Source organism: Mesorhizobium sp. INR15, assembly GCF_015500075.1.
GTDB lineage: Bacteria > Pseudomonadota > Alphaproteobacteria > Rhizobiales > Rhizobiaceae > Mesorhizobium.
In genome coordinates this window covers 2,602,983-2,621,631 of sequence record NZ_CP045496.1, presented here as the reverse complement: position 1 = coordinate 2,621,631, position 18,649 = coordinate 2,602,983, and the positions used below count along the sequence as shown (strand labels likewise).

At 64.4% G+C, this 18,649-nt stretch carries 19 protein-coding genes; 11 read left to right on the top strand and 8 right to left on the bottom strand.

The window, feature by feature from the left end; all coding sequences use genetic code 11:
* The first annotated feature begins 161 nt into the window (after positions 1–161).
* Together GA829_RS12790 and GA829_RS12785 are read left to right on the top strand one after the other, a co-directional pair.
* Positions 162–2,447, top strand: coding sequence for an OmpA family protein (locus tag GA829_RS12790; protein WP_195178854.1), 2,286 nt, complete (start codon positions 162–164; stop codon positions 2,445–2,447).
* A gap of 318 nt (positions 2,448–2,765) precedes the next feature.
* Positions 2,766–3,281: a TIGR00645 family protein gene (locus GA829_RS12785; RefSeq protein ID WP_195178853.1), complete on the top strand. Its 516-nt coding sequence runs from the start codon at positions 2,766–2,768 to the stop codon at positions 3,279–3,281.
* Positions 3,282–3,317: 36 nt separating this feature from the next.
* Here GA829_RS12785 and GA829_RS12780 read toward each other — a convergent pair whose 3' ends face one another.
* From GA829_RS12780 to GA829_RS12770, 3 genes are all read right to left on the bottom strand, one after another.
* Positions 3,318–4,184: an SDR family oxidoreductase gene (locus GA829_RS12780; RefSeq protein WP_195178852.1), complete on the bottom strand. Its 867-nt coding sequence runs from the start codon at positions 4,182–4,184 to the stop codon at positions 3,318–3,320.
* 126 nt (positions 4,185–4,310) lie between these two features.
* A complete protein-coding gene (locus GA829_RS12775) occupies positions 4,311–4,970 on the bottom strand; it encodes a response regulator transcription factor (protein ID WP_195178851.1) in 660 nt (219 codons plus the stop codon).
* Positions 4,971–4,978: 8 nt separating this feature from the next.
* On the bottom strand, positions 4,979–5,851 hold the full coding sequence (locus tag GA829_RS12770; RefSeq protein ID WP_195178850.1) for a S1C family serine protease: 873 nt from the start codon (positions 5,849–5,851) through the stop codon (positions 4,979–4,981).
* A gap of 170 nt (positions 5,852–6,021) precedes the next feature.
* On the opposite strand from GA829_RS12770, the gene GA829_RS12765 reads away from it, so the two are divergent.
* Entirely contained in the window at positions 6,022–6,972 is a 951-nt protein-coding gene (locus GA829_RS12765) for a S1C family serine protease (protein WP_195178849.1), read from the top strand.
* Between the two features lie 3 nt (positions 6,973–6,975).
* Here GA829_RS12765 and GA829_RS12760 read toward each other — a convergent pair whose 3' ends face one another.
* On the bottom strand, positions 6,976–7,887 hold the full coding sequence (locus GA829_RS12760) for an arginase family protein (RefSeq protein ID WP_210337748.1): 912 nt from the start codon (positions 7,885–7,887) through the stop codon (positions 6,976–6,978).
* 109 nt (positions 7,888–7,996) lie between these two features.
* Positions 7,997–8,422 (bottom strand): VOC family protein, encoded by a 426-nt coding sequence (locus tag GA829_RS12755; protein ID WP_195178848.1) that lies wholly within the window; start codon positions 8,420–8,422, stop codon positions 7,997–7,999.
* Positions 8,423–8,489: 67 nt separating this feature from the next.
* Between GA829_RS12755 and GA829_RS12750 the strand changes: the two genes are divergently transcribed.
* Positions 8,490–9,083 (top strand): TetR/AcrR family transcriptional regulator, encoded by a 594-nt coding sequence (locus GA829_RS12750; RefSeq protein WP_195178847.1) that lies wholly within the window; start codon positions 8,490–8,492, stop codon positions 9,081–9,083.
* 38 nt (positions 9,084–9,121) lie between these two features.
* Here the strand turns inward: GA829_RS12750 and GA829_RS12745 are convergent, their stop codons facing one another.
* Entirely contained in the window at positions 9,122–10,084 is a 963-nt protein-coding gene (locus GA829_RS12745; RefSeq protein WP_195178846.1) for a LysR family transcriptional regulator, read from the bottom strand.
* Between the two features lie 109 nt (positions 10,085–10,193).
* Between GA829_RS12745 and GA829_RS12740 the strand changes: the two genes are divergently transcribed.
* The 4 genes from GA829_RS12740 to GA829_RS12725 all read left to right on the top strand — a co-directional run bounded on the left by GA829_RS12740 (position 10,194) and on the right by GA829_RS12725 (position 12,960).
* The gene (locus GA829_RS12740; RefSeq protein ID WP_195178845.1) at positions 10,194–10,829 is read left to right on the top strand and encodes an FMN-dependent NADH-azoreductase; all 636 of its coding nucleotides are present in this window, start codon (positions 10,194–10,196) and stop codon (positions 10,827–10,829) included.
* A gap of 159 nt (positions 10,830–10,988) precedes the next feature.
* The gene (locus GA829_RS12735) at positions 10,989–11,237 is read left to right on the top strand and encodes a CopG family ribbon-helix-helix protein (protein ID WP_195179616.1); all 249 of its coding nucleotides are present in this window, start codon (positions 10,989–10,991) and stop codon (positions 11,235–11,237) included.
* Complete coding sequence (locus GA829_RS12730; RefSeq protein WP_195178844.1) at positions 11,234–11,527, top strand: type II toxin-antitoxin system RelE/ParE family toxin; 294 nt, start codon at positions 11,234–11,236, stop codon at positions 11,525–11,527. The genes GA829_RS12735 and GA829_RS12730 overlap by 4 nt, the downstream gene beginning before the upstream one ends.
* A 230-nt stretch (positions 11,528–11,757) precedes the next feature.
* Positions 11,758–12,960, top strand: coding sequence for an MFS transporter (locus GA829_RS12725; protein WP_195178843.1), 1,203 nt, complete (start codon positions 11,758–11,760; stop codon positions 12,958–12,960).
* Between the two features lie 43 nt (positions 12,961–13,003).
* Here GA829_RS12725 and GA829_RS12720 read toward each other — a convergent pair whose 3' ends face one another.
* Together GA829_RS12720 and GA829_RS12715 are read right to left on the bottom strand one after the other, a co-directional pair.
* A complete protein-coding gene (locus GA829_RS12720; protein ID WP_195178842.1) occupies positions 13,004–14,137 on the bottom strand; it encodes an NAD(P)/FAD-dependent oxidoreductase in 1,134 nt (377 codons plus the stop codon).
* Between the two features lie 34 nt (positions 14,138–14,171).
* Complete coding sequence (locus GA829_RS12715; protein WP_195178841.1) at positions 14,172–14,840, bottom strand: peroxiredoxin; 669 nt, start codon at positions 14,838–14,840, stop codon at positions 14,172–14,174.
* A 145-nt stretch (positions 14,841–14,985) separates the two neighbouring features.
* On the opposite strand from GA829_RS12715, the gene GA829_RS12710 reads away from it, so the two are divergent.
* The 3 genes from GA829_RS12710 to GA829_RS12700 all read left to right on the top strand — a co-directional run bounded on the left by GA829_RS12710 (position 14,986) and on the right by GA829_RS12700 (position 18,647).
* The gene (locus tag GA829_RS12710) at positions 14,986–16,692 is read left to right on the top strand and encodes an AfsR/SARP family transcriptional regulator (RefSeq protein ID WP_195178840.1); all 1,707 of its coding nucleotides are present in this window, start codon (positions 14,986–14,988) and stop codon (positions 16,690–16,692) included.
* Positions 16,693–16,757: 65 nt separating this feature from the next.
* Positions 16,758–17,765, top strand: coding sequence for a LacI family DNA-binding transcriptional regulator (locus tag GA829_RS12705; RefSeq protein ID WP_195179615.1), 1,008 nt, complete (start codon positions 16,758–16,760; stop codon positions 17,763–17,765).
* A 90-nt stretch (positions 17,766–17,855) separates the two neighbouring features.
* Entirely contained in the window at positions 17,856–18,647 is a 792-nt protein-coding gene (locus GA829_RS12700; protein WP_195178839.1) for a 3-methyl-2-oxobutanoate hydroxymethyltransferase, read from the top strand.
* Positions 18,648–18,649: the final 2 nt, after the last annotated feature.

Sequence of the window (18,649 nt, the reverse complement as noted above, 5' to 3'; positions counted from 1 at the left end):
ACCAGAACGGCCTGAATTCGGCCAGCATCGGACGAATGACACGAAGTTGCCTTCAAAATGCCGACCAATCGCCCTCTCGGGCCGCTAGCCATGCCAAACTGGAACCAATCCGGCTATTAGCGGTTTGGGCCAAGGATGGGACCCCACAAGGAGAATTTTCGATGAAACGCCAACCACGGATTCTGGCAGGCACCGCCCTTGGCCTGCTGATGGCATCCGCGCCGTTGGGCGCGTACCCGCTGCAAGGCAATGCCGCATTCGGCCCGGCCCAGCGCACGTCAGCCCCGTTCGTTCTGGCACAGGCCGCCTGCGCCGAAGGGGAATCGGCCGAAGCCTGCGCGCAAAAGCCAAAAGCTGAACCCGAACAGAAACCTGAAAAGAAGGCTGAGCCCGAACAGAAGGCGGCGCCCGTCGAAGCAGCCCCGGCAGAGGCGGAGCAGCCACGCAAGAAGAAGCAGCAGACCGAATCCGCTCCCGCCGAGCAGGCTGCACCTGCCGCCGAGGAACAGCAGCCGCGCAAGAAAAAGCGCGATCAGCAGCAGCAAACCGAGTCCGCCCCCGCCGAGCAGGCTGCCCCGGCCGTCGAGGAGCAGCAACCGCGCAAGAAGAAGCGCGATCAGCAACAGCAGACCGAATCCGCCCCCGCCGAGCAGGCTGCCCCGGCTGCCGAGGAGCAACCGCGTAAGAAGAAGCGCGATCAGCAACAGCAGACCGAATCCGCGCCAGCGGAAGCAGCGCCTGCCGAGCAACCGGCCACCGAGGAGCAGCAGCCGAAGCCGCGCAAGAAGAAGCATGATCAGCAACAGGCCGAGCCAGCTGAAGCAGCACCCGCAGGCCAGGCCGAACCAGCCAACGATAATCAGCCCGCCGAAGCAAAGCCCGGCAAGAAGCACAAGCAGGATCAGAAGGCTGAGCCAGCCGAGGCTGCGCCGGCAGTCAAGCCGGAAGTCGCCCCGGCACAGACCAAGAAGGAAGCTCCCGCTGGGGACGTGACGCCGAAGGCCGAACCGGCCCCGGCTGCCGAGCAGCCGGCACAGGGCGAGCAGCCTCAGGACAAGATGAAAAAGCATGGCAAGAAACCGGCAGCTGAACAGCCCGCGAATGGCGAGCAGCCGGCGACTGGCGAACAGCCAGCCAATGGCGCAAAGCCCGCGACCGGCGAACAGCCGGCCGCTGGCGAAAAACCCGCCGTTGGTGAGCAGCCTGCCGCCGGCGAAAAACCGGCCGATGCCACGAAACCCGCTCCCGCTGGTGAAAAGCCGGTGCAAGGCGAAGCGCCGGCCGATCCGAACGCCGCCCCCATTCTGGACAGCCAGAAGGATGCCGAGCGCAAGGACAAGGGTGGCCAAGGTCAAGGCAGCAAGGAAGGCGGAGGCAAGAAGCACGGTAACCAGGATGGCCAGCAGAATGGCGATCAGGGCCAGAAGCCGGTTGTTGCGCCGGTCGATCAGGGGCCGCCTCCGACCGACGACAAGGCAGCCCAGCAAGAGATCAAGCCTGAAAAACTCGTCCCGGTAACGGAGGAGAAAGGCAAGCGTATCGATCGCGCGCCCGAAGAGAACATCCGCGACCGCCGCCGCCCCGAGGGCGCCGACGTGCTCAAGCAGATCGGCAACCGCATCATCATCCAGTTCAACAACCAGACGATCGTCGAGAGCGATGACAGCCCGCGCATGAATCGTGGCGCCAAGGACGTCTACTACGAGGATCTGTCGGGCGGGCGCAGCCGAGAGACCGTGGTTCGCGACAACGGCAACCAGATCGTGACCATCCGCAACCGCAACGGCGATGTCATCCAGCGTTCACGCATCACGCCCGATGGCCGCGAATATGTGCTGAGCTATGTCGACGAGCGGCACTATGAGGATGTCCGCGACTGGCGCGATCCCGGCGACGACCTGCCGCCGATGCGGCTGACCATTCCGCGTCGCCAGTACATCCTTGATTCCGAGGATATCGAAAGCCCGGACGACTACTACGACTTCCTCGAACAGCCGCCGGTGGAGAAGGTCCAGCGCCTCTATTCGATCGATGAGGTGAAGCGTTCTGCCCGCGTGCGCGACATCGCACGCCGCGTCGATCTCGACACGCTGAACTTCGAATTCGGCTCGGCCTCGATCTCCGACACCGAGGTGCAGAAACTCGACGGCGTCGCCAGCGCCATGGAGAAGCTCTTGAAGAAGAACCCGGCCGAGACCTTCCTGATCGAAGGCCATACCGATGCTGTCGGCACGCCGGTGGCCAACCTGGCGCTGTCGGACCGCCGCGCCGAGTCGGTTGCGGAGGCTCTCACAAATGCCTTCGGCATTCCGCCGGAGAACCTGACGACGCAAGGCTATGGCGAGGAGTATCTGAAGGTCAACACGCAGGCGCCGAACCGCGAGAACCGGCGCGTCGCCATCCGCCGCATCACCTCGCTGGTGGCGCCGGTGGCCAGCAACAAATGATCTGGCTTTCCAGCGGCTTGAGACAGCTTCTGGAATCAGGTCGGCAGGAAAAAGCCCATCCCGGCAAAACCGGGATGGGCAGGATCGCGGACAGGTTCCGCTTCAACAAGAATTGTATCGACACCAGAGCCGGCTCATTGAATCGCCGCCGCACCCACCCCAGATTCTGGACAGGGCGTTCCCTGCCCCGTCCCGACTCCAGCGGGACGCATTGAGCCCCGCCGGCCCTCCCGGCGGGGTTTTTTGTCTTGCAAACAGTGCCGGGCTGACAGAAATACGGGCTCCGCTACAGCACGAGCACCCAACCGGAACCAGCCCATGAAGCGCCTCGAACTCGCCGTCGAATCGATCATTCTCGCTTCGCGCTGGCTGCTTGTGGTTTTTTACCTCGGGCTCGGCGTGGCGCTCGCCATCTACGCGCTATCGTTCGGCAAGAAGCTCTATGAGTTCGTCACCATGGCCTTCACGCTCGGTGACACCGACACCATCCTGAAGATGCTGGGCCTGATCGATGCGGCGCTGGTCGCCTCGCTGGTGGTGATGGTCATCATCTCGGGCTACGAGAATTTCGTCAGCCGCTTCGACGACCAGGATGGCGGCGTCCACTGGCTGGGCACGATCGATGTCGGGTCGCTGAAGGTCAAGGTCGCCTCGACCATCGTTGCCATCTCGTCCATCCACCTTTTGCAGGTGTTCCTGAACTCGTCCTCCTACACCACCGACCAGCTGATGTGGCTGACCATCATCCATCTCGCCTTCGTCGTCTCGGCCTTCATGCTGGCCTATATCGATCGGCTTATGGGCCTGAGCAAAGGCAAGAAGGACGAGGAGTAGGGGGCCAGCCTAGCGCATGGACTATCCCAGGCACATCTAGAAGGCTGTCTTGATCTTCGTATCGGAATTGGCGAACACCTCGTCCGGCACGAAGAAGTCGCCGGCCAGCGCCCCGGTCGCGCCCGGCGCATAGGCCGAGAAATCGCTGACGCCCTCGGCGCGCAGCACCTCCTCGTCGATGTAGAAGTTGCCGGTCGCCTCGCGCGAGGGCCGCATGAAGATCGCGTGCGCGGCATCGGCCATGATGTCGGGCAAGCGGCTCATCGCCGCCACAGTCGCGCCGCCCAGCAGATTGCGGATGGCCGCGGTGTCGATGGTCGAGATCGGCCACAGCGAGTTGACGGCGATGCCGTCCTTGGCGAACTCGGCGCTCATGCCCAGCGTGCACATCGACATGCCGAACTTGGCCATCGTGTAGGCAACATGGTTCTTGAACCACTTGGCCTTCATGTCGAGCGGCGGCGCCAGATTCAGAATGTGAGGGTTTTGAGCTAACTTCAGGTGTGGAATGCACATTTTGGAGACCAGGAACGTGCCGCGCGTGTTGATCTGATGCATCAGATCGTAGCGCTTCATGTCGGTCTCCAGCGTGCCGGTGAGCTGGATGGCGCTGGCATTGTTGACGCAGATGTCGATGCCGCCGAACTTTTCGACGGTCTTCGCAACGGCCTCGGCCACCTGCCCTTCCTCGCGGATATCGCACAGCACAGGCAACGCCTTGCCGCCAGCCTGCTCGATCTCCTCGGCGGCACTATAGATCGTGCCCGGCAGCTTCGGATGCGGCTCTGCGGTCTTGGCCGCGATCGTCACATTGGCGCCGTCGCGCGCGGCCCGCAGCGCGATCGCCAGCCCGATGCCGCGCGACCCACCGGAGATGAACAGCGTCTTTCCCTTGAGCGACATGTGCTTGGCATCCTCCCTTGCATGTGACCAGCGCAATCCTTGCGCGGCGCGGAAGCGCAGCGCAAGGCCCGACGCGCTTGGATAAGGGTTACGCAACGTCGGCCAAGGGAAGGTAGGACAAGGGGCTTAAACCAGCACCAGGCCCTGCCGCATGGCGATGGCGATGGCGTCGGTGCGGTTGGCGGCGCCGAGCTTGATCAGGATCGCCGCAACGTGGAACTTCGCCGTATGCACGGAAATGTTGAGCCGCCGCGCGATCACCTTGTTGGGTGCGCCTTCGGCCAAGAGTGCGAGCACTTCCGCCTCGCGTGGCGACAGCGCCGGGCGGGCACCAGCGTCATCATCGGGATGGTCTTCGTCAAACAGCCCGTCGCCGCCAGCGTCATGGAAACCATCATGTCGATCAGGGACGGCGCCGCTGTCGCTGGAGACGCGATAACCGGCAGCGGCCAGCCTCGCGGCGGCGGCGATCAAGGCGTGATCGGCCCCTGCGGGCAACACGGCAAAAATCGGCCCCGCCGCCTTTTCCAGATCTGGACGCGCGGACAACAGCACCTGAGGCGTCATAACAGCATTCCCTGCCGCCTCGGTGCTGAGAGCCTCATCGGTGATGACGACATCGGCTCTCACGCCACTGCCGGTCACCACCGGCAGCAGATCTTCGGTCGCGGCAAGCGATGCCGACAGATGCTCGGCGCGCGCGGCGTCACCAACCGCGACCAGCACAACCAGCTGCCGCGCGGTGATGCCGCTTTCCATGATTTCACCTGCCATGACCGCGTCCATCGATCGCCTCAGCTGAGCGGCTTTTCGCCGATGGCCAGCGCGACATCGCGCTGCTCGCCTTGACGCAGGACGCCAAAGGTCACCGTTGCGCCGGCACTGTCCGGCCCAAGCCTGCGGATAAGGTCGCGCGGACCATGCACCGCCTCGCCATTCCACGAAACGATGATGTCGCCGAGATGCAAACCGGCGGCCTTGGCCGGACCATTGTCGTCGAGGCTCATCACCATCGCGCCATGCGCGTCGCGGTCGCGCACCGGATGCAGGCCGGCGCCGAGATAGCCCCGTGCGACGTGACCCTTCTCGCGCAGGGTCGCCACCGCCCGTTCGATGGTCTCGTAAGGCATGACCAGCGCGCGCCGGCGCGGCCCAAACAGCAGCATGCCGATCAGCGCGCCCTTGGCGTCGAGCACCGGCCCGCCCTCGAAACGTCCGCCGGCGCCAACCGCCAGATTGATGCGCCGGTCGATCGTGCCGCCGCGCATCGAGCGCCAGGCGGGACCGACCTCGCCAACCGAACCCGAAACCGCCAGCGCCGAGCCGGCGCTGTTGCCGATCGCGATCGCGACATTGCCCGGCCGCACCGCATCCGCCTTGGCCAGCGACACGGCATTGGCAGCGCCAGCGGGTTTCAGCAAGGCAACGCCGGTCGAAGGATCACGGCCAATGAGTTCGGCCTTCACCGTCTCGCCGGAAGCCAGCGTCAGTTCGATCTCCTCGCCGGTCTCGACGGCCTCCTCGGCGGTGACGAAATAGCCGTCACGCCAGTGGAAGGCGCTGGCCGTGCGGTGGTGATGCGTGACGAAGCTCGCCGTCGCGGGTGCCGCCTCGGCGGCCAGATCGGCGATCGCCTCGGAAAATGCACTCAGGTTGAAATCGCTCATGTTGGTCTCCTGGGTTTCTCTCATGCCCCAGATATCGCTCGACAGCGCGCTCGGAGGTACTCGCCTGACGGCTAGTTGCTGGCTTGACTGGCCATCTGGTCAGGTCGCGGCCAATCGAACCGCTCCGCACATATAGTCATCGCTTGGTGGAAACACACGGTACCTGACCGATGGCCCTCGCCGCTCAAAGACTACAGTCCGACGACACCCTGCTTGACGCCTATTCGGAGACGGTGGCCGACGCGGTCGACCGTATCGGCCCCGCCGTCTGCCGCATTGAACGCGTCGGCGGCCAAGGTGGCCACGGCTCGGGCTTCGTCATCGCGCCGGACGGCCTCGTCGTCACCAATTTCCATGTCGTCGGCGATGCCAAGACGGTGCGCGTCTCGATGCCCGACGGTTCATCCAGCGAGGGCCGCGTGCTCAGCCGCGACCCCGATACCGACATTGCCCTGGTGCGTGCCGACGGCAGCTTCACCGATGTCGCGCCGCTGGGCGATTCCAAGCGGCTGCGGCGCGGTCAGATCGCCATCGCCATCGGCAACCCGTTCGGCTTCGAATGGACCGTCACCGCTGGCGTCGTCTCCGCGCTTGGCCGCTCGATGCGCGCCTCGACCGGCCGGCTGATCGACGACGTCATCCAGACCGACGCAGCGCTGAACCCCGGCAACTCCGGCGGACCGCTTGTGTCGTCGGCGGGCGAGGTCATCGGCGTCAACACCGCCATGATCCATGGTGCACAAGGCATCGCCTTCGCGGTCGCCTCCAACACAGCCAATTTCGTCATTTCGGAGATCATCCGCTTTGGCCGCGTGCGCCGCGCCTTCATCGGCATCTCCGGCGACACCACCAACCTGCCCCGACGCGCTGCCTTGCTGTCCCATGTGGCGAGCAAAACGGCGGTGCGCCTGCGCAGCGTCGAAAAAGACGGCCCCGCAGCCAAGGCCGGCTTGAAGGAAGGCGATATCATCGCCGCCATCGACGGCCGCCCGGTGACCGGCGTCGACGATCTCGTGCGCATGCTCGACGCCGAGCGCATCGGCCGCGAGACGTTGTGCACCGTCGTGCGCCGCACCGGCATCAGTCAGATCGCGGTGACGCCGGTGGCGAGAGCAAGCTGAGCCCTATCCTGCGGCGAACACCTGGCCAATCAGCGAGACCAGCAACGCCGCCAGTTCGCCAGTCGGATCGAGGTCGGGATCAAAGATCGTCACGTCCATGCCGACGCACTGCGGGTCGGTAACCAACCCGGCAAGGATGACAACGAGATCATCCGGGTCGATACCGGGACTGCCCGGCGAATCCACCGCCGGCATCACTGTCTGGTCGAGCACATCGATGTCGAGGTGCAGCCAGTAAGGCAAGCCGCTTCGAGCCAGCACCGCACGGGTCTTCTCCAGAACCTTGGCCGCGCCGAGATCGCGCGCGGCAAAAACATCGATCAGCGTCATGGCGGTGACATTGATGTCAGGCCAGGCGAAATCGGCGTCGCGGCTTTCCCGCTCGCCGATCTGGACCACGTGTTCGTCCGCGACGAGTGGCCCGGCAATGCCCGGCCATTCGGTCAGCAACGCCTCGCCGCGTCCGGTGGCGAGCGCGAGATCCATGCCGGCTGCGGAACCGAGGACCGCGTTGACATCGTAATTGCCGGGATGGCGGAAATCGCTGTGACCGTCGACATGCACCAGCGACAAGGGACCGGTGCGCCGCGCCGCCGCCAAGGCGCCGAGCAGCACGGTGCAGTCGCCGCCGATGATCAGCGGAAACTCGCCGCGCCGGAGCGCGTCGGCAACGACATCCGCCAGCTCCAGGCAAAAGCCGCGGATCGCGGGGCCGTTGCGCAGCCGCGTGCCCGGCTGCGGTTCGGTGCTGTAGGCAGGCCGCTCGAGATCGATCACGCTCGACGGTGAAAGCACTTCAATGAGCCCCGCCTCGCTCAATGCCCGCGGCGCACGCCACGTCCCGGGGATATGGCCTGGCCGCAAAGGGCGAAGGCCAAGGTTGGTGGGCGCACGGACGAGGCATATCTTGGGCATGGGAACGGTCCAGATTGCTGATCCACCTTAGAGCGGCGAGGCGCGGCCGGCCAAGCGTTGCAGACCTTCACGCTAAATCTGCCGACAGTTCCTGCCAGCGCAGCGCCGCTCAGGCGCCGGCGGCGCCTTCCGCATACTGCGCCAGGAATTCCTCGCTTGGCGGGATCGGCTTGATCACATCGATCAGCACGCCATTCGGATCCCTGGTGATGAAATGGCGCTGGCCGAACGGTTCGTCGCGCAAGCTGCGCAGAATTGGCAGGCCGGCGGCAAGCACCCTTTCATAGACCGCGTCCGGGTCGCGGACCTCGAAATTGATCAACAGGCCCGACGTGCGGCCCCGCCCCTCTTCCGGGATCGTCTCATGGTCGCCCTGAACGATGCCGAGATTGACGCGCTTATTGTCGGTCGACTGCAGATGCACGTACCAGTCGCTTTCAAACAGCGGCCGGAAGCCGAAATGCCTGACATAAAAAGCCGCCGTGCCGGCGACGTCTCCGGTCATCAGCACCGGGTAGTAGCTCGTGGTCTTCATCTTTCCTTCTCCTGCCAAACAACATACAGTCTGCATGTAAACCTGAATTAACATACAGGCTGCATGTATGCAACAGGAATCCGGGCGCCGTTCCAACCGTGATCGCACCGAAGCGACGCGCGCCGATCTCATCGCGGCAGCGCGGAAGCTGTTCACGGAAAAATCCTATGCCGAGACCGGCACGCCGGAGATCGTCGCCGCCGCCGGCGTCACCCGGGGCGCGCTCTATCACCATTTCGCCGACAAGCAGGCCCTGTTCGGCGCCGTGGTCGAGCAGGAGGCGGCAGCGGTGGCGCGCGAGATCGAAAAGGCATCGCCACCCGCGCTCAATGCCCGCGATGCACTGATCGCCGGCTCGGACGCCTATCTGACCGCGATGCGCGCGCCAGGCCGCACAAGGCTGCTGCTGCTTGACGGACCGGCGGTACTTGGCCGCGCCGGCATGGACGCGATCGACAACCGCCACGGCAACCGCTCGCTGCGCGAAGGTCTTGTCGCGGCCATGCGATCGGGGTCGATGAAAAAGCTGCCGCCGGAAGCATTGACCATGCTGCTCGCCTCGGCTTTTGACCGGGCGGCTCTGGCTATCGAAGCCGGCGGTTCAAGCGAAGACTATCGCGCCGTTCTCATGGCGCTGTTTGATGGATTGTCCCGCGCATAGTCGAACCGCGGATGCAGCCTTGAGCGCGCTTCAGACCGTCAGCCGACAGGGCCCGGCTCATTGTAAAGCTTTGGTTCTTCCTCGGGCATTTCGTTCGGCTCGAACTCGTTGAAAGAGCCGAGTTCCCGTTTGAACTGCTCGACAAGCCACGCCGCCGCCGGCTTCGGGCTGCGGTCACTGCGGTGCATGGCAAACATAGGCGAACTGACTTCCTTGAAAGGCTCGAGGTCGAGCTCCACCAGCCGGCCTTTTGCCAGATCCTCGGCAATCAGCCATCGCGGCAGGCCGCCCCAGCCAAGCCCCTCACGCATTAGTATATGCTTGGTTCGCATGTCGGTGAGCCGCCAGGTGCGGTAGGCGAAGACGCCGTAATCATGCCCGCGCGTCCGCTCCGACTGATCGGTGACAACAAGCTGCGTGTGTTCGCGCAGATCCTCAAGAGCGACCGGTTTCGGCAGCAGCGCCAAGGGATGGTGTGGCGCCGCGGCAGGCACCATCGACATGAAGCCGATGCGCACAAGATGCACATCGACATCGCCGAGCAGGCCGCCGATGCCGAGATCGGCCTGGCCATTGACGACGAGGTCGGGGATGAGGCCGAGCGTGCCGATATGCAATCGCAGCGTCACCGTCGGAAACTGCGCCTCGAAGGCTTTCAGCACCCTCACCAGCACTGGCGAAGGCAGCGCCACATCGACCGCCAAGGCAACCTCGGCCTCCAGCCCCTGATGGTAACCATCGACGCGCGAGCGGATGCGCTGCAGCACGCCGACCATGCGCTGTGCGTCTTCCAGCATCGCCCGGCCGATCCCGGTCAACTGCGGCTCCCGCGTGCCGTCGCGCTCGAACAGTTTCAGCCCGAGCTGCGCCTCCAGATTGGCGATGGCATAGCTGATCACGGACTGGGCCCGGTTGAGCTTGCGTCCGGCGGCCGAGAAACTGCCGGTTTCGGCGACGGTCACCAGGATCTGAAGCTGGTCAAGCGTGGGATTGGGCTGCATCGTCATATCCACTTTCTGGATGGATCATATGTAAATTATACCAGTTTTTCAAATGGGTCGAGAACTCCATATCTGGCTGGACAATTCATTCCAATCTGGAGAGCCCACCATGTCCATCCTTCTCGTCACCTCGAGCCCACGCGGCAATGCCTCGCACTCGACCCGCATCGCCACCGAATTCGCTGAAAAGCTTGTCGCCGCCGATCCGTCGGCCACGCTTGTCGTGCGTGACCTTGTCGCCAACCCGCTGCCGCATATCGATGCGGACTATGCGAGCGGCATCTACACCCCGGTTGAAGCCCGCACCCAGCGTCAGGCCGAAGTGGTCGGTGTTTCCGATGCGGCACTTGAAGAGTTGTTTGCCGCCGACACCGTCATCCTGGCCACCGGCTTCATCAACTTCAACATTTCCTCGACGCTGAAGTCCTGGGTCGATCACGTCGCCCGCTCCGGCAAGAGCTTCAGCTATGGCGAGAACGGCCCCAAGGGTCTCGTCACCGGCAAGAAGGTCTATATCGTGCTCGCCTCCGGCGGCATCTATTCGGAAGGCGCTGCCGTACAGATGGATCATGCGATCCCTTACCTGCGCAGCGTGCTCGGCTTCATCGGCATGACCGATGTCGACGTCATCCGCATCGAAGGTGTCGGCATGGGCCCTGACGCGGTGACCGCGGCGCTCGCCAAGGCGACCGCCAAGGTCGACGCCGTGGTGGCCGCGACCCAACAGATTGCTGTCGCCGCGTAAGCACTAGGCAATATCCAACTAAAAAGGCAGGCGCCCCGGCGCCTGCCTTTTTTGCTTTCGGTGAAATGTCCGGCGAGTCCCGCCACCTGTCGGCGCAAGTATGGGGAACCTTGACGAACCACCTTGGTTCATCAATATTCACAATGAACCAAGGTGGTGATTATGACTGCTTTTACGGTACGCCTTCCCGACGATACGACAACCAGGCTCGACCAGCTTGCCGAAAAGCTCGATCGCTCGCGCTCCTATGTGGCAGCGCAAGCCATTGAGGATTTTGTCGCCCGCCAGGAGTGGCAACTCGCCGAGATAGAGGCCGGAATGGCGGAGGCCGAGCGCGGCGAGTTTGCCAGCGAACAGGAGCTGGCCGCGGTGATCGCGAAACACGTCAGGCCCTCCGGCCAATCATGAGCCGCAGGACGATCCGCTGGACCAGGCGGGCGTTGCTTCGGCTCGACGAGATCGGCACGCATATCGAGAAAGACAGCGCAGAGGCGGCCGCTCGTGTCATCGCCCGCATCGTGTCGGCGGCGGAACTGCTGACCGAACAACCGGCCATGGGCCGCGTTGGGCGCGTCAAGGCGACGCGAGAGCTCGTCTTGGCCGATATTCCCTATATCGTCGCCTACCGCCTGAACGAGGGAACCATCGAAATCCTCACCGTCATACACGCAGCTCAACAGTGGCCGCAGCGCCTGTAGAGCTGTCTGGCCGCCTTTGGCCGTCCAATAATTCTGATGCTATCCGCCGATGACAACGCGACCGCCTGCGATCCAGCCAATATCACCTGAAAACCGCTTCGTTTTTAGACTGGATAATAAATGCAACCAGATTGTAGGATCGGGGGAAGCGCCGGCGTCCTTCGGAGGCAAGCGGTGCGGCCAAGCCAGGCCGTGCCGTCAAACAATGCCTTACGGCATGGGAGAAAACCATGAACCTTTCCTATCGTTGGGTCATCGTCGCGGCTGGTGCGCTGATGTCCTGTGTCGCCATCGGGACCATGTTTTCGCTGGCGATTTTCCTCGAACCGATGGCACTCGACACCAATTGGTCGCGCGCCGGCATTTCGAGCGCCATGACGCTCAACTTCCTCGTCATGGGCCTCGGCGGCTTCGCCTGGGGCGCCCTGTCGGACCGCTTCGGCGCCCGCATCGTCGTGATGATTGGTGCTGCGTTGCTCGGACTGGCGCTGGTTCTGGCCAGCCAGGCCGGCTCGCTCCTCAGCTTCCAGCTCACCTATGGCGTGCTCGTCGGCCTTGCCGCCAGCGCCTTCTTCGCGCCGATGATCGCGCTGACCACGGCCTGGTTCGACACCAACCGCAGCCTTGCCGTTTCGCTGGTGTCGGCCGGCATGGGCGTAGCACCGATGACGATCTCGCCCTTCGCGCGCTGGCTGATATCGGCCTATGACTGGCGCACCGCCATGTTCGACATCGGCATCACCGCCTGGGTGTTGCTGCTGCCGGCGGTGCTGCTGGTCCGCCAGCCGCCAAAGCCAATCGCCGCCGATGCGGCTTCCGCGCCGGTCGCCGAGGGCGGCGGGCTTACCGTGGCGCAGGCGCTGCGTTCACCACAGTTCATCGTGCTCGGCCTGACCTTCTTTGCCTGCTGTGCCGCGCATTCCGGGCCGATCTTCCACATGGTGAGCTATGCCATGCTGTGCGGCGTGGCGCCGATGGCCGCGGTATCGATCTACAGCGTCGAGGGCCTTGCCGGCCTCGGTGGCCGGCTGCTCTATGGCGTGCTCGCCGACAGGCTGGGCGTCAAACCGGTGCTGATTGCCGGGCTCGCGCTTCAGGCGGTCGTCATCGCCGCCTATCTCTCGATCAGCCAGCTCGACCAGTTCTACATGCTGGCTGTCATCTTCGGCGCCACCTATGGCGGTGTCATGCCGCTCTATGCGGTGCTGGCGCGCGAATATTTCGGCCAGCGCATTCTCGGCACGGTGTTCGGCGCCGCCACCATGCTGTCCAGCCTTGGCATGGCGATCGGCCCGCTGGCCGGCGGCATGGTGTTCGATGCCTATGCCAGCTACCACTGGCTGTTCATCGGCTCCGCCATCATCGGCCTCGGCGCGGTTGGCATCGCCATCGCCTTCCCGCCGCTGCCGCGCAAGGAGCTGTTGCCGGCTTAGGAAAGTCCTGGCGGGCGCGGGCGATGGCCAACGCCCGCCGCCGTCAGTGTCCGAACCAGCGGGCGCTGCGGCTGGAGCCAAACTTCTCCTTGTCCACCCGCAAAGCCTCCGACGGTTCGTAGAAGGCGCCGGTCGGTTTCGGGCCGGAGAAGAAATCCACATCCACCCTGGCGATCCTGTTGGCGCCGAACTCGATGTAGCAGGACCCCGCGCCCGGGTTTTTCGCCGTTGGTTCCTCATGGCGGAACTTGGCTATAAGGTTCGCGGCGACAGTGCGCGCCGCGCCCTCGGCGAAGACGCCCGCCTTGGGTGCGCCGGTATTGGCCAGATCGCCGATCGCGTAGACGCCGGGGAACCGGGTTTCCAGTGTCCGTGGATCGATGGTAACCCAACCGCCCTCGGTCAGGCCGGCCTCGACAACCACGTCGGGCGCACGGTTTCTGGGCACACCCAGGAACAGATCGCATGGCAGCTCGCTGCCATTGTCCAGCGCTACGATCTTGCGCCCCTCATCCACCGAGACCACGCGCGCGCTGGGGATAAAGGTGATGCCGCGTTCGGCGAAGGCTGTCAGAAGTGCCTTCGACGTTTCAGGCGAAGGCGGCACCGGGCTCGACATCGGGTTCACATAGGTGATTTGGCAGTTGCCGCGTACGCCTTTCTCGGTCAGGTAGTCGTGCAGCATCAAGGCGCATTCGCTGGGTGCCGGCGGGCACTTGTAAGGCGCGCCGCAGACGCCGATCACGGCATGACCGCTGGTAAAGCCGGGCAGCACCTGCGCCATATGGGCAGCGCCCGGCACCGAGTAGAACTCGTTGCGGCCGAGCGTGATACCGGGCGTGCCTGAAACGTCGTAGTCGGCGCCGAGAGCGACCACAAGTATATCGGCTTCGTGCACGCCCTTGTCCGTCGTCACACGCCGCCGTTCGGGATCGATGGCGGTAACGGTTTCGCGCTTCAACGTGACACCGGCCTTGGCGTAGTTGGCATATGGCAGCCGCACGGCCTTCTCGGTCGCGCGGCCGAACATCAGGTCTAGCTTGGCATAGCCGAACACGAAGGTGTCAGACTTGTCGATGAGGGTGACAGCGATGCTGTCACCCAGGGCTTCGGACAAGGAGGTGCTGAGTTCCAGCCCGCCGAAGCCAGCGCCGAGGATGAGGATGCGGGTTTTCATGATATCACCTTTCCTGTTGTGCGCTTGGGGAGGCTCAGGCGTTGCCGGCAGGCTGCGGGACGATGCGGATATAGGGCTTGGGCTGCTTCCAGCCGTCGGGATAGAGCACTTTGGCTTCATCGTTTGAAACCGAGCCGGCGATGATCACGTCGTCGCCCTGCCGCCAGTTCACCGGCGTGGCGACACGATGCTTGGCGGTGAGCTGCATGGAGTCCACCACGCGCAGGATCTCGTCGAAGTTGCGGCCCGTGGTCATCGGGTAGGCGATCATCAGCTTGATCTTCTTGTCCGGTCCGATGACGTAGACATGGCGCACCGTCTGGTTGTCGGCGGCCGTTCGCCCTTCCGCGCTGTCGCCCGCAGTGGCGGGCAGCATGTCGTAGAGCTTGGCGATCGCCAGCATCGGGTCGCCGATCATCGGGAAGTTCGGCGCATGGCCCTGGGTCTCGGCGATATCCGCCGCCCATCCGGCGTGACGCTCGACCGGGTCGACCGAGAGCCCGATAATCTTGACGTTGCGCTTGTCGAACTCGGGCTTCAGCTTGGCCATGTAGCCAAGCTCCGTGGTGCAGACGGGGGTGAAATCCTTGGGGTGAGAAAACAGGATGCCCCATGACGTGCCCAGCCACTCGTGGAAATTGATCGGGCCGTGAGTGGTTTCGGCGGTGAAGTCGGGGGCCATTTCGGCGATACGAAGCGACATCTGGATCTCCTGTACGAGGTTGGAATTGACTACCAGCCCAGACTAGGCAACCTATGTTCCGCCAGCGTTCCCTGTGGCCGATGCTCGTGTGACGGCTAGATTCCTGGCGGATCGGCAGCCCGTATTTCTGAAAGGGTGCTCTAGATTGCGCGTCCAGATCCAATTGCTCGGCGGGTTCAATATCCGTCTTGACGACCAGGCCATTCCGGCCACGGCCTGGCGCCGTGACCGAGGCGCGGCGCTGGTAAAGCTGCTTGCCGTCACCCGTTCGCACCGCATTCACCGCGAACAGGTGATGGAGGCCTTCTGGCCCGATCTCGATGCGGAAGCTGCCGGGGCGAACCTGCGCAAGGCTGTCCACTTCGCCCGGCGCGCCTTGGGAGTGCATGATCTGATCGAGCTGGCGGGTGACGTGATCGCCCTTGCCTCCGGCGCCGATCTCGAAATCGACGCCGAGGCCTTCGAGACCGCCGCCAAGCTTGCGCTGCGCGGCGCCGATCGCGCCGTCTGCGAAATCGCTGCGGATCTCTATGGCGGCGACCTATTGCCCGATGATCCCTATGTCGATTGGTTCGAGACCCCTCGCCAGGCGCTGCGGCAGCGCTACGCCCAGGTGCTGCGAGCAGGCAAGCTGTGGCAGCGGCTGATTGCCTTGGATCCAGCCGATGAACAGGCGCAATGCGCCCTGATGCAGGCCGCGCTCGATGCCGGAAACCGGGCCGAGGCGATCAGGCTGTTCAATCAACTGAGCGACAGCCTGCGCATCGACCTTGGCGTGGGACCTGGTGCTGAAACCGTGAAACTCTACGAAAAGGCATTGGCGGTGCCGTCGGTCGACCCGGTCGGACTGAGCGACCGTATCCGTGCCTCCCTCGCCTGGGGCCTGCTGCATCTGCAAAGCGGTGATTTCGCCAAGGCCGGCCAGGTCGGCAGGGAAACCCGCGAGCTGGCAATGGGAGCCGGCCTTGCGCGCGAAGTCGGCGAGGCCAGCGCCCTGATCGGGCTGGTGGCCCACATGCAAGGAGGATGGCGCGAACTGTTCCGGGCCGAGTTCATCGAATGGGTCCGCTCGAAACCCGCTTTCGTCTCCAACGTCTTCGACGGCCATCTTTGCCTTGCCGAATTCTGCCTCTGCAGCGCCAAGGGCCATCACGACATCGGCGCGGCCGCGCGTGAACTGCTTTCGGTTGCCGAGGGCGCCGGCTCCCTTGTCGGGCGTGGCCTGGCCTCACTCGTGCTGGGCGAGGCGGAACTCTTTTCGGGCCAGTTGGGCGAAGCCGAGCGCCTGCTGACCGAAGCGGAGAAACTCTATGCCGAGGCCGGCGCCGTCGCCGGCCGCGTCATCGCGCTGCAGCGCCTGACGGAACTCGCTTTGGCGCGCGGGCAGAAATATCAGGCGGGGCGGCTGATCCGGCGCGCCACGGCGCTCGCGCAAACCTCATGGCTCGCGCCCCATCTGCTGATCAGCCTCAAGGGCCTGGCGGTGAAGGCCGCATCATCGCCCGAGAAGATCGCGGAGACGATCCACGAAGGCGACCGCATGCTGTCCGCCGGAGGCATCTGCCAGCCCTGCTCCATGACCTTCCGCACGGCAGCGGCGGTTGCCCTGGCCGAGGCAGGCGAGGTGGAACAGGTCAACCGGCGTCTCGACGAGGCCGAGCGGGTGGCCGGCATGTGGAATGGCGGCCCCTGGGTTGCCGCTGTCTGGGAAGCGCGCGGCGTGCTGCGCCGGGCGGAGCGGAGCGAAAATCGCGCGATGGCGGCATTCGAAGAGGCGGCCACGCGCTTTGCCGCTCTTGGCAGGCCGATCGACGAGGCCAGGTGCCTGCAGCGGATGGCCGAGCTGGTCTAAAAGCAGAATTCCGACGGGATATGTGATACCAAGGCCTGATCAAATCAGATCAGCGCGAGGGCGTTATCTCCAAACCGACCTTCATCGATATCGCCCTCCGCGCCGGGGTCGGCACGGCGACGGTCGAGCGCGTGCTCAACGGCCGCGGCGGCGTCCGGTCTGAAACGGTGGAAAAGGTCGTCGCCGCCGCCCGCTCGCTCGACTATCCGCGCCGGCTGCCCGAGGCGCATCGCGGCATCATCCGCATCGAAGTCATCCTCGTTCGCCCGGATTCGACGTTCTTCTCCCGGCTCTCGCGCGCCTTCGAGCGTATCGCCGCGAGCCTCGACCGGACCATCGCGGTGCACCGGACATTTCTTGACGAGGAAGACCCGGTCGCCGTCGCTCGACGAATCCGCGAGCCCGGCCTTCGCCGTGGTGCGCTGATCCTGGCGGTGCCCGATCATCCGCTGATCTGCGAGGCGCTTGCCGAGGTCGAAGCCAAGGGGTTGCCAACAGCCTTGGTCGTGACGCGGATCCCCGGTTCCAGGGCTGACTATGTCGGCATCGACAATTATGCCGCCGGACGCATGGCAGCGCATCTGATGAGCGGCATGCAGCAGCGGCCCGGCACGATCGCCGCTCTGTGCCACAGCCACATCTACCAGGTGCATCGCGACCGTATCCGCGGCTTTTCGGACTATCTCGCGGAGCATCCACGGCAGGATCTCACTTTCACCGAATTGCTGTTCGGCCATGACGACGGCGGCCGAAGTGCCGATCTTCTTGCCGAGACACTGCGGCGGCGCCCAGATCTCGTCGGCTTCTATAACGCTGGCGGCGGCAATGGCTCTCTCAACCAGCTCTTGCGTAGCCACCCGCGCCGTCACGAGATTTTCTTCGTCGGCCATGAATTGACCGAAGGCAGCACCGCCGCCTTGCGCGAGGGCACGATGGACGTCGTGCTCGACCAAGCGCCGGAGGCTCAGGCGCGCCGCGCCATCGATCTCATGCTGGCGCGGCTCGGCCTGCATGACCTGCCGATCGACAACCCGCCGATCCGCTTCGTCACCTTCACGCCTGAGAATCTTTGACACGAGCCGATCCTTGATCTGATTTGATCAGGGAATCGCAGGCCTCTCGCCGGCCTTGCTGTTATGTCTGCCCGAAAGGGAGGACACCCGGTGACGAGACGGCTGACAGTACACGATCTGCTGAGCCAGAAAGGCAGCCGCAAATGGCAGCAGCTGCATGTCGACACTCCAGCCGAGGCGGCGGCGGCGGTCGCTTGCGACATCGTCATCCTGTCCTGCGAGCCCGATCATAACCTGGAATTGATCCGCGCTGCCGCTCCCCACGCCTTCCTGTCGGTCGGCATGCCGCATGGCGCGGTCGCCTCGCCCGACGAAGCGGTACGGCGCGGCTTTGCCATGATGAGCCGTGGCGCCGACGCGGTCTATTGCTCGCATTCGCCGCGCTTCATCGAGGCGATGGCGGCGGAAGGCATTCCGGTGACCGGCCATGTCGGCCTCGTGCCCAACCGCGCCACCTGGACCAATTTCCGCGCCATCGGCAAGACCGCCGAGGAAGCGCTGAAGGTGCTGCGCGCGGTGAAGGACCTTGAGAACGCCGGGGCGGCTTGCATCGAGGTCGAGGTGGTGCCGGTTCGCCTCGCCGATCATATCACCCGGACCACGCCGCTGTTCACCATGGGCATGGGCTGCGGCGCCGTCTGCGACACGCAATATCTCTTCTCCAGCGACGTGCTCGGCACGCATACCGGCCACTATCCGCGCCATGCCAGGCGCTACGCCGACTTTGTCGCGCTGGAGGCTGAACTGCAGGCAAAGCGCATCGCTGCGTTCCAGGCTTTTGCCAGCGACGTGGCCGAAGGCTCCTATCCCGAAGCTGGACATCAGGTGGAGATGGATGACGCCGCGTTCGAGCGCTTCCTGACCCTTTCCCAGTCCCTCTGAGG

Bases quoted from the DNA above. Each gene is read 5' to 3' on its own strand.
- GA829_RS12790 (WP_195178854.1), top strand. From the start codon at position 162: ATGAAACGCCAACCACGGATTCTGGCAGGCACCGCCCTTGGCCTGCTG.
- GA829_RS12740 (WP_195178845.1), top strand. From the start codon at position 10,194: ATGTCCATCCTTCTCGTCACCTCGAGCCCACGCGGCAATGCCTCGCAC.
- GA829_RS12730 (WP_195178844.1), top strand. From the start codon at position 11,234: ATGAGCCGCAGGACGATCCGCTGGACCAGGCGGGCGTTGCTTCGGCTC.
- GA829_RS12725 (WP_195178843.1), top strand. From the start codon at position 11,758: ATGAACCTTTCCTATCGTTGGGTCATCGTCGCGGCTGGTGCGCTGATG.
- GA829_RS12755 (WP_195178848.1), bottom strand. From the start codon at position 8,422: ATGAAGACCACGAGCTACTACCCGGTGCTGATGACCGGAGACGTCGCC.
- GA829_RS12760 (WP_210337748.1), bottom strand. From the start codon at position 7,887: ATGCCCAAGATATGCCTCGTCCGTGCGCCCACCAACCTTGGCCTTCGC.
- GA829_RS12720 (WP_195178842.1), bottom strand. From the start codon at position 14,137: ATGAAAACCCGCATCCTCATCCTCGGCGCTGGCTTCGGCGGGCTGGAA.
- GA829_RS12750 (WP_195178847.1), top strand. From the start codon at position 8,490: ATGCAACAGGAATCCGGGCGCCGTTCCAACCGTGATCGCACCGAAGCG.
- GA829_RS12765 (WP_195178849.1), top strand. From the start codon at position 6,022: ATGGCCCTCGCCGCTCAAAGACTACAGTCCGACGACACCCTGCTTGAC.
- GA829_RS12715 (WP_195178841.1), bottom strand. From the start codon at position 14,840: ATGTCGCTTCGTATCGCCGAAATGGCCCCCGACTTCACCGCCGAAACC.
- GA829_RS12770 (WP_195178850.1), bottom strand. From the start codon at position 5,851: ATGAGCGATTTCAACCTGAGTGCATTTTCCGAGGCGATCGCCGATCTG.
- GA829_RS12780 (WP_195178852.1), bottom strand. From the start codon at position 4,184: ATGTCGCTCAAGGGAAAGACGCTGTTCATCTCCGGTGGGTCGCGCGGC.
- GA829_RS12785 (WP_195178853.1), top strand. From the start codon at position 2,766: ATGAAGCGCCTCGAACTCGCCGTCGAATCGATCATTCTCGCTTCGCGC.
- GA829_RS12745 (WP_195178846.1), bottom strand. From the start codon at position 10,084: ATGCAGCCCAATCCCACGCTTGACCAGCTTCAGATCCTGGTGACCGTC.
- GA829_RS12775 (WP_195178851.1), bottom strand. From the start codon at position 4,970: ATGGACGCGGTCATGGCAGGTGAAATCATGGAAAGCGGCATCACCGCG.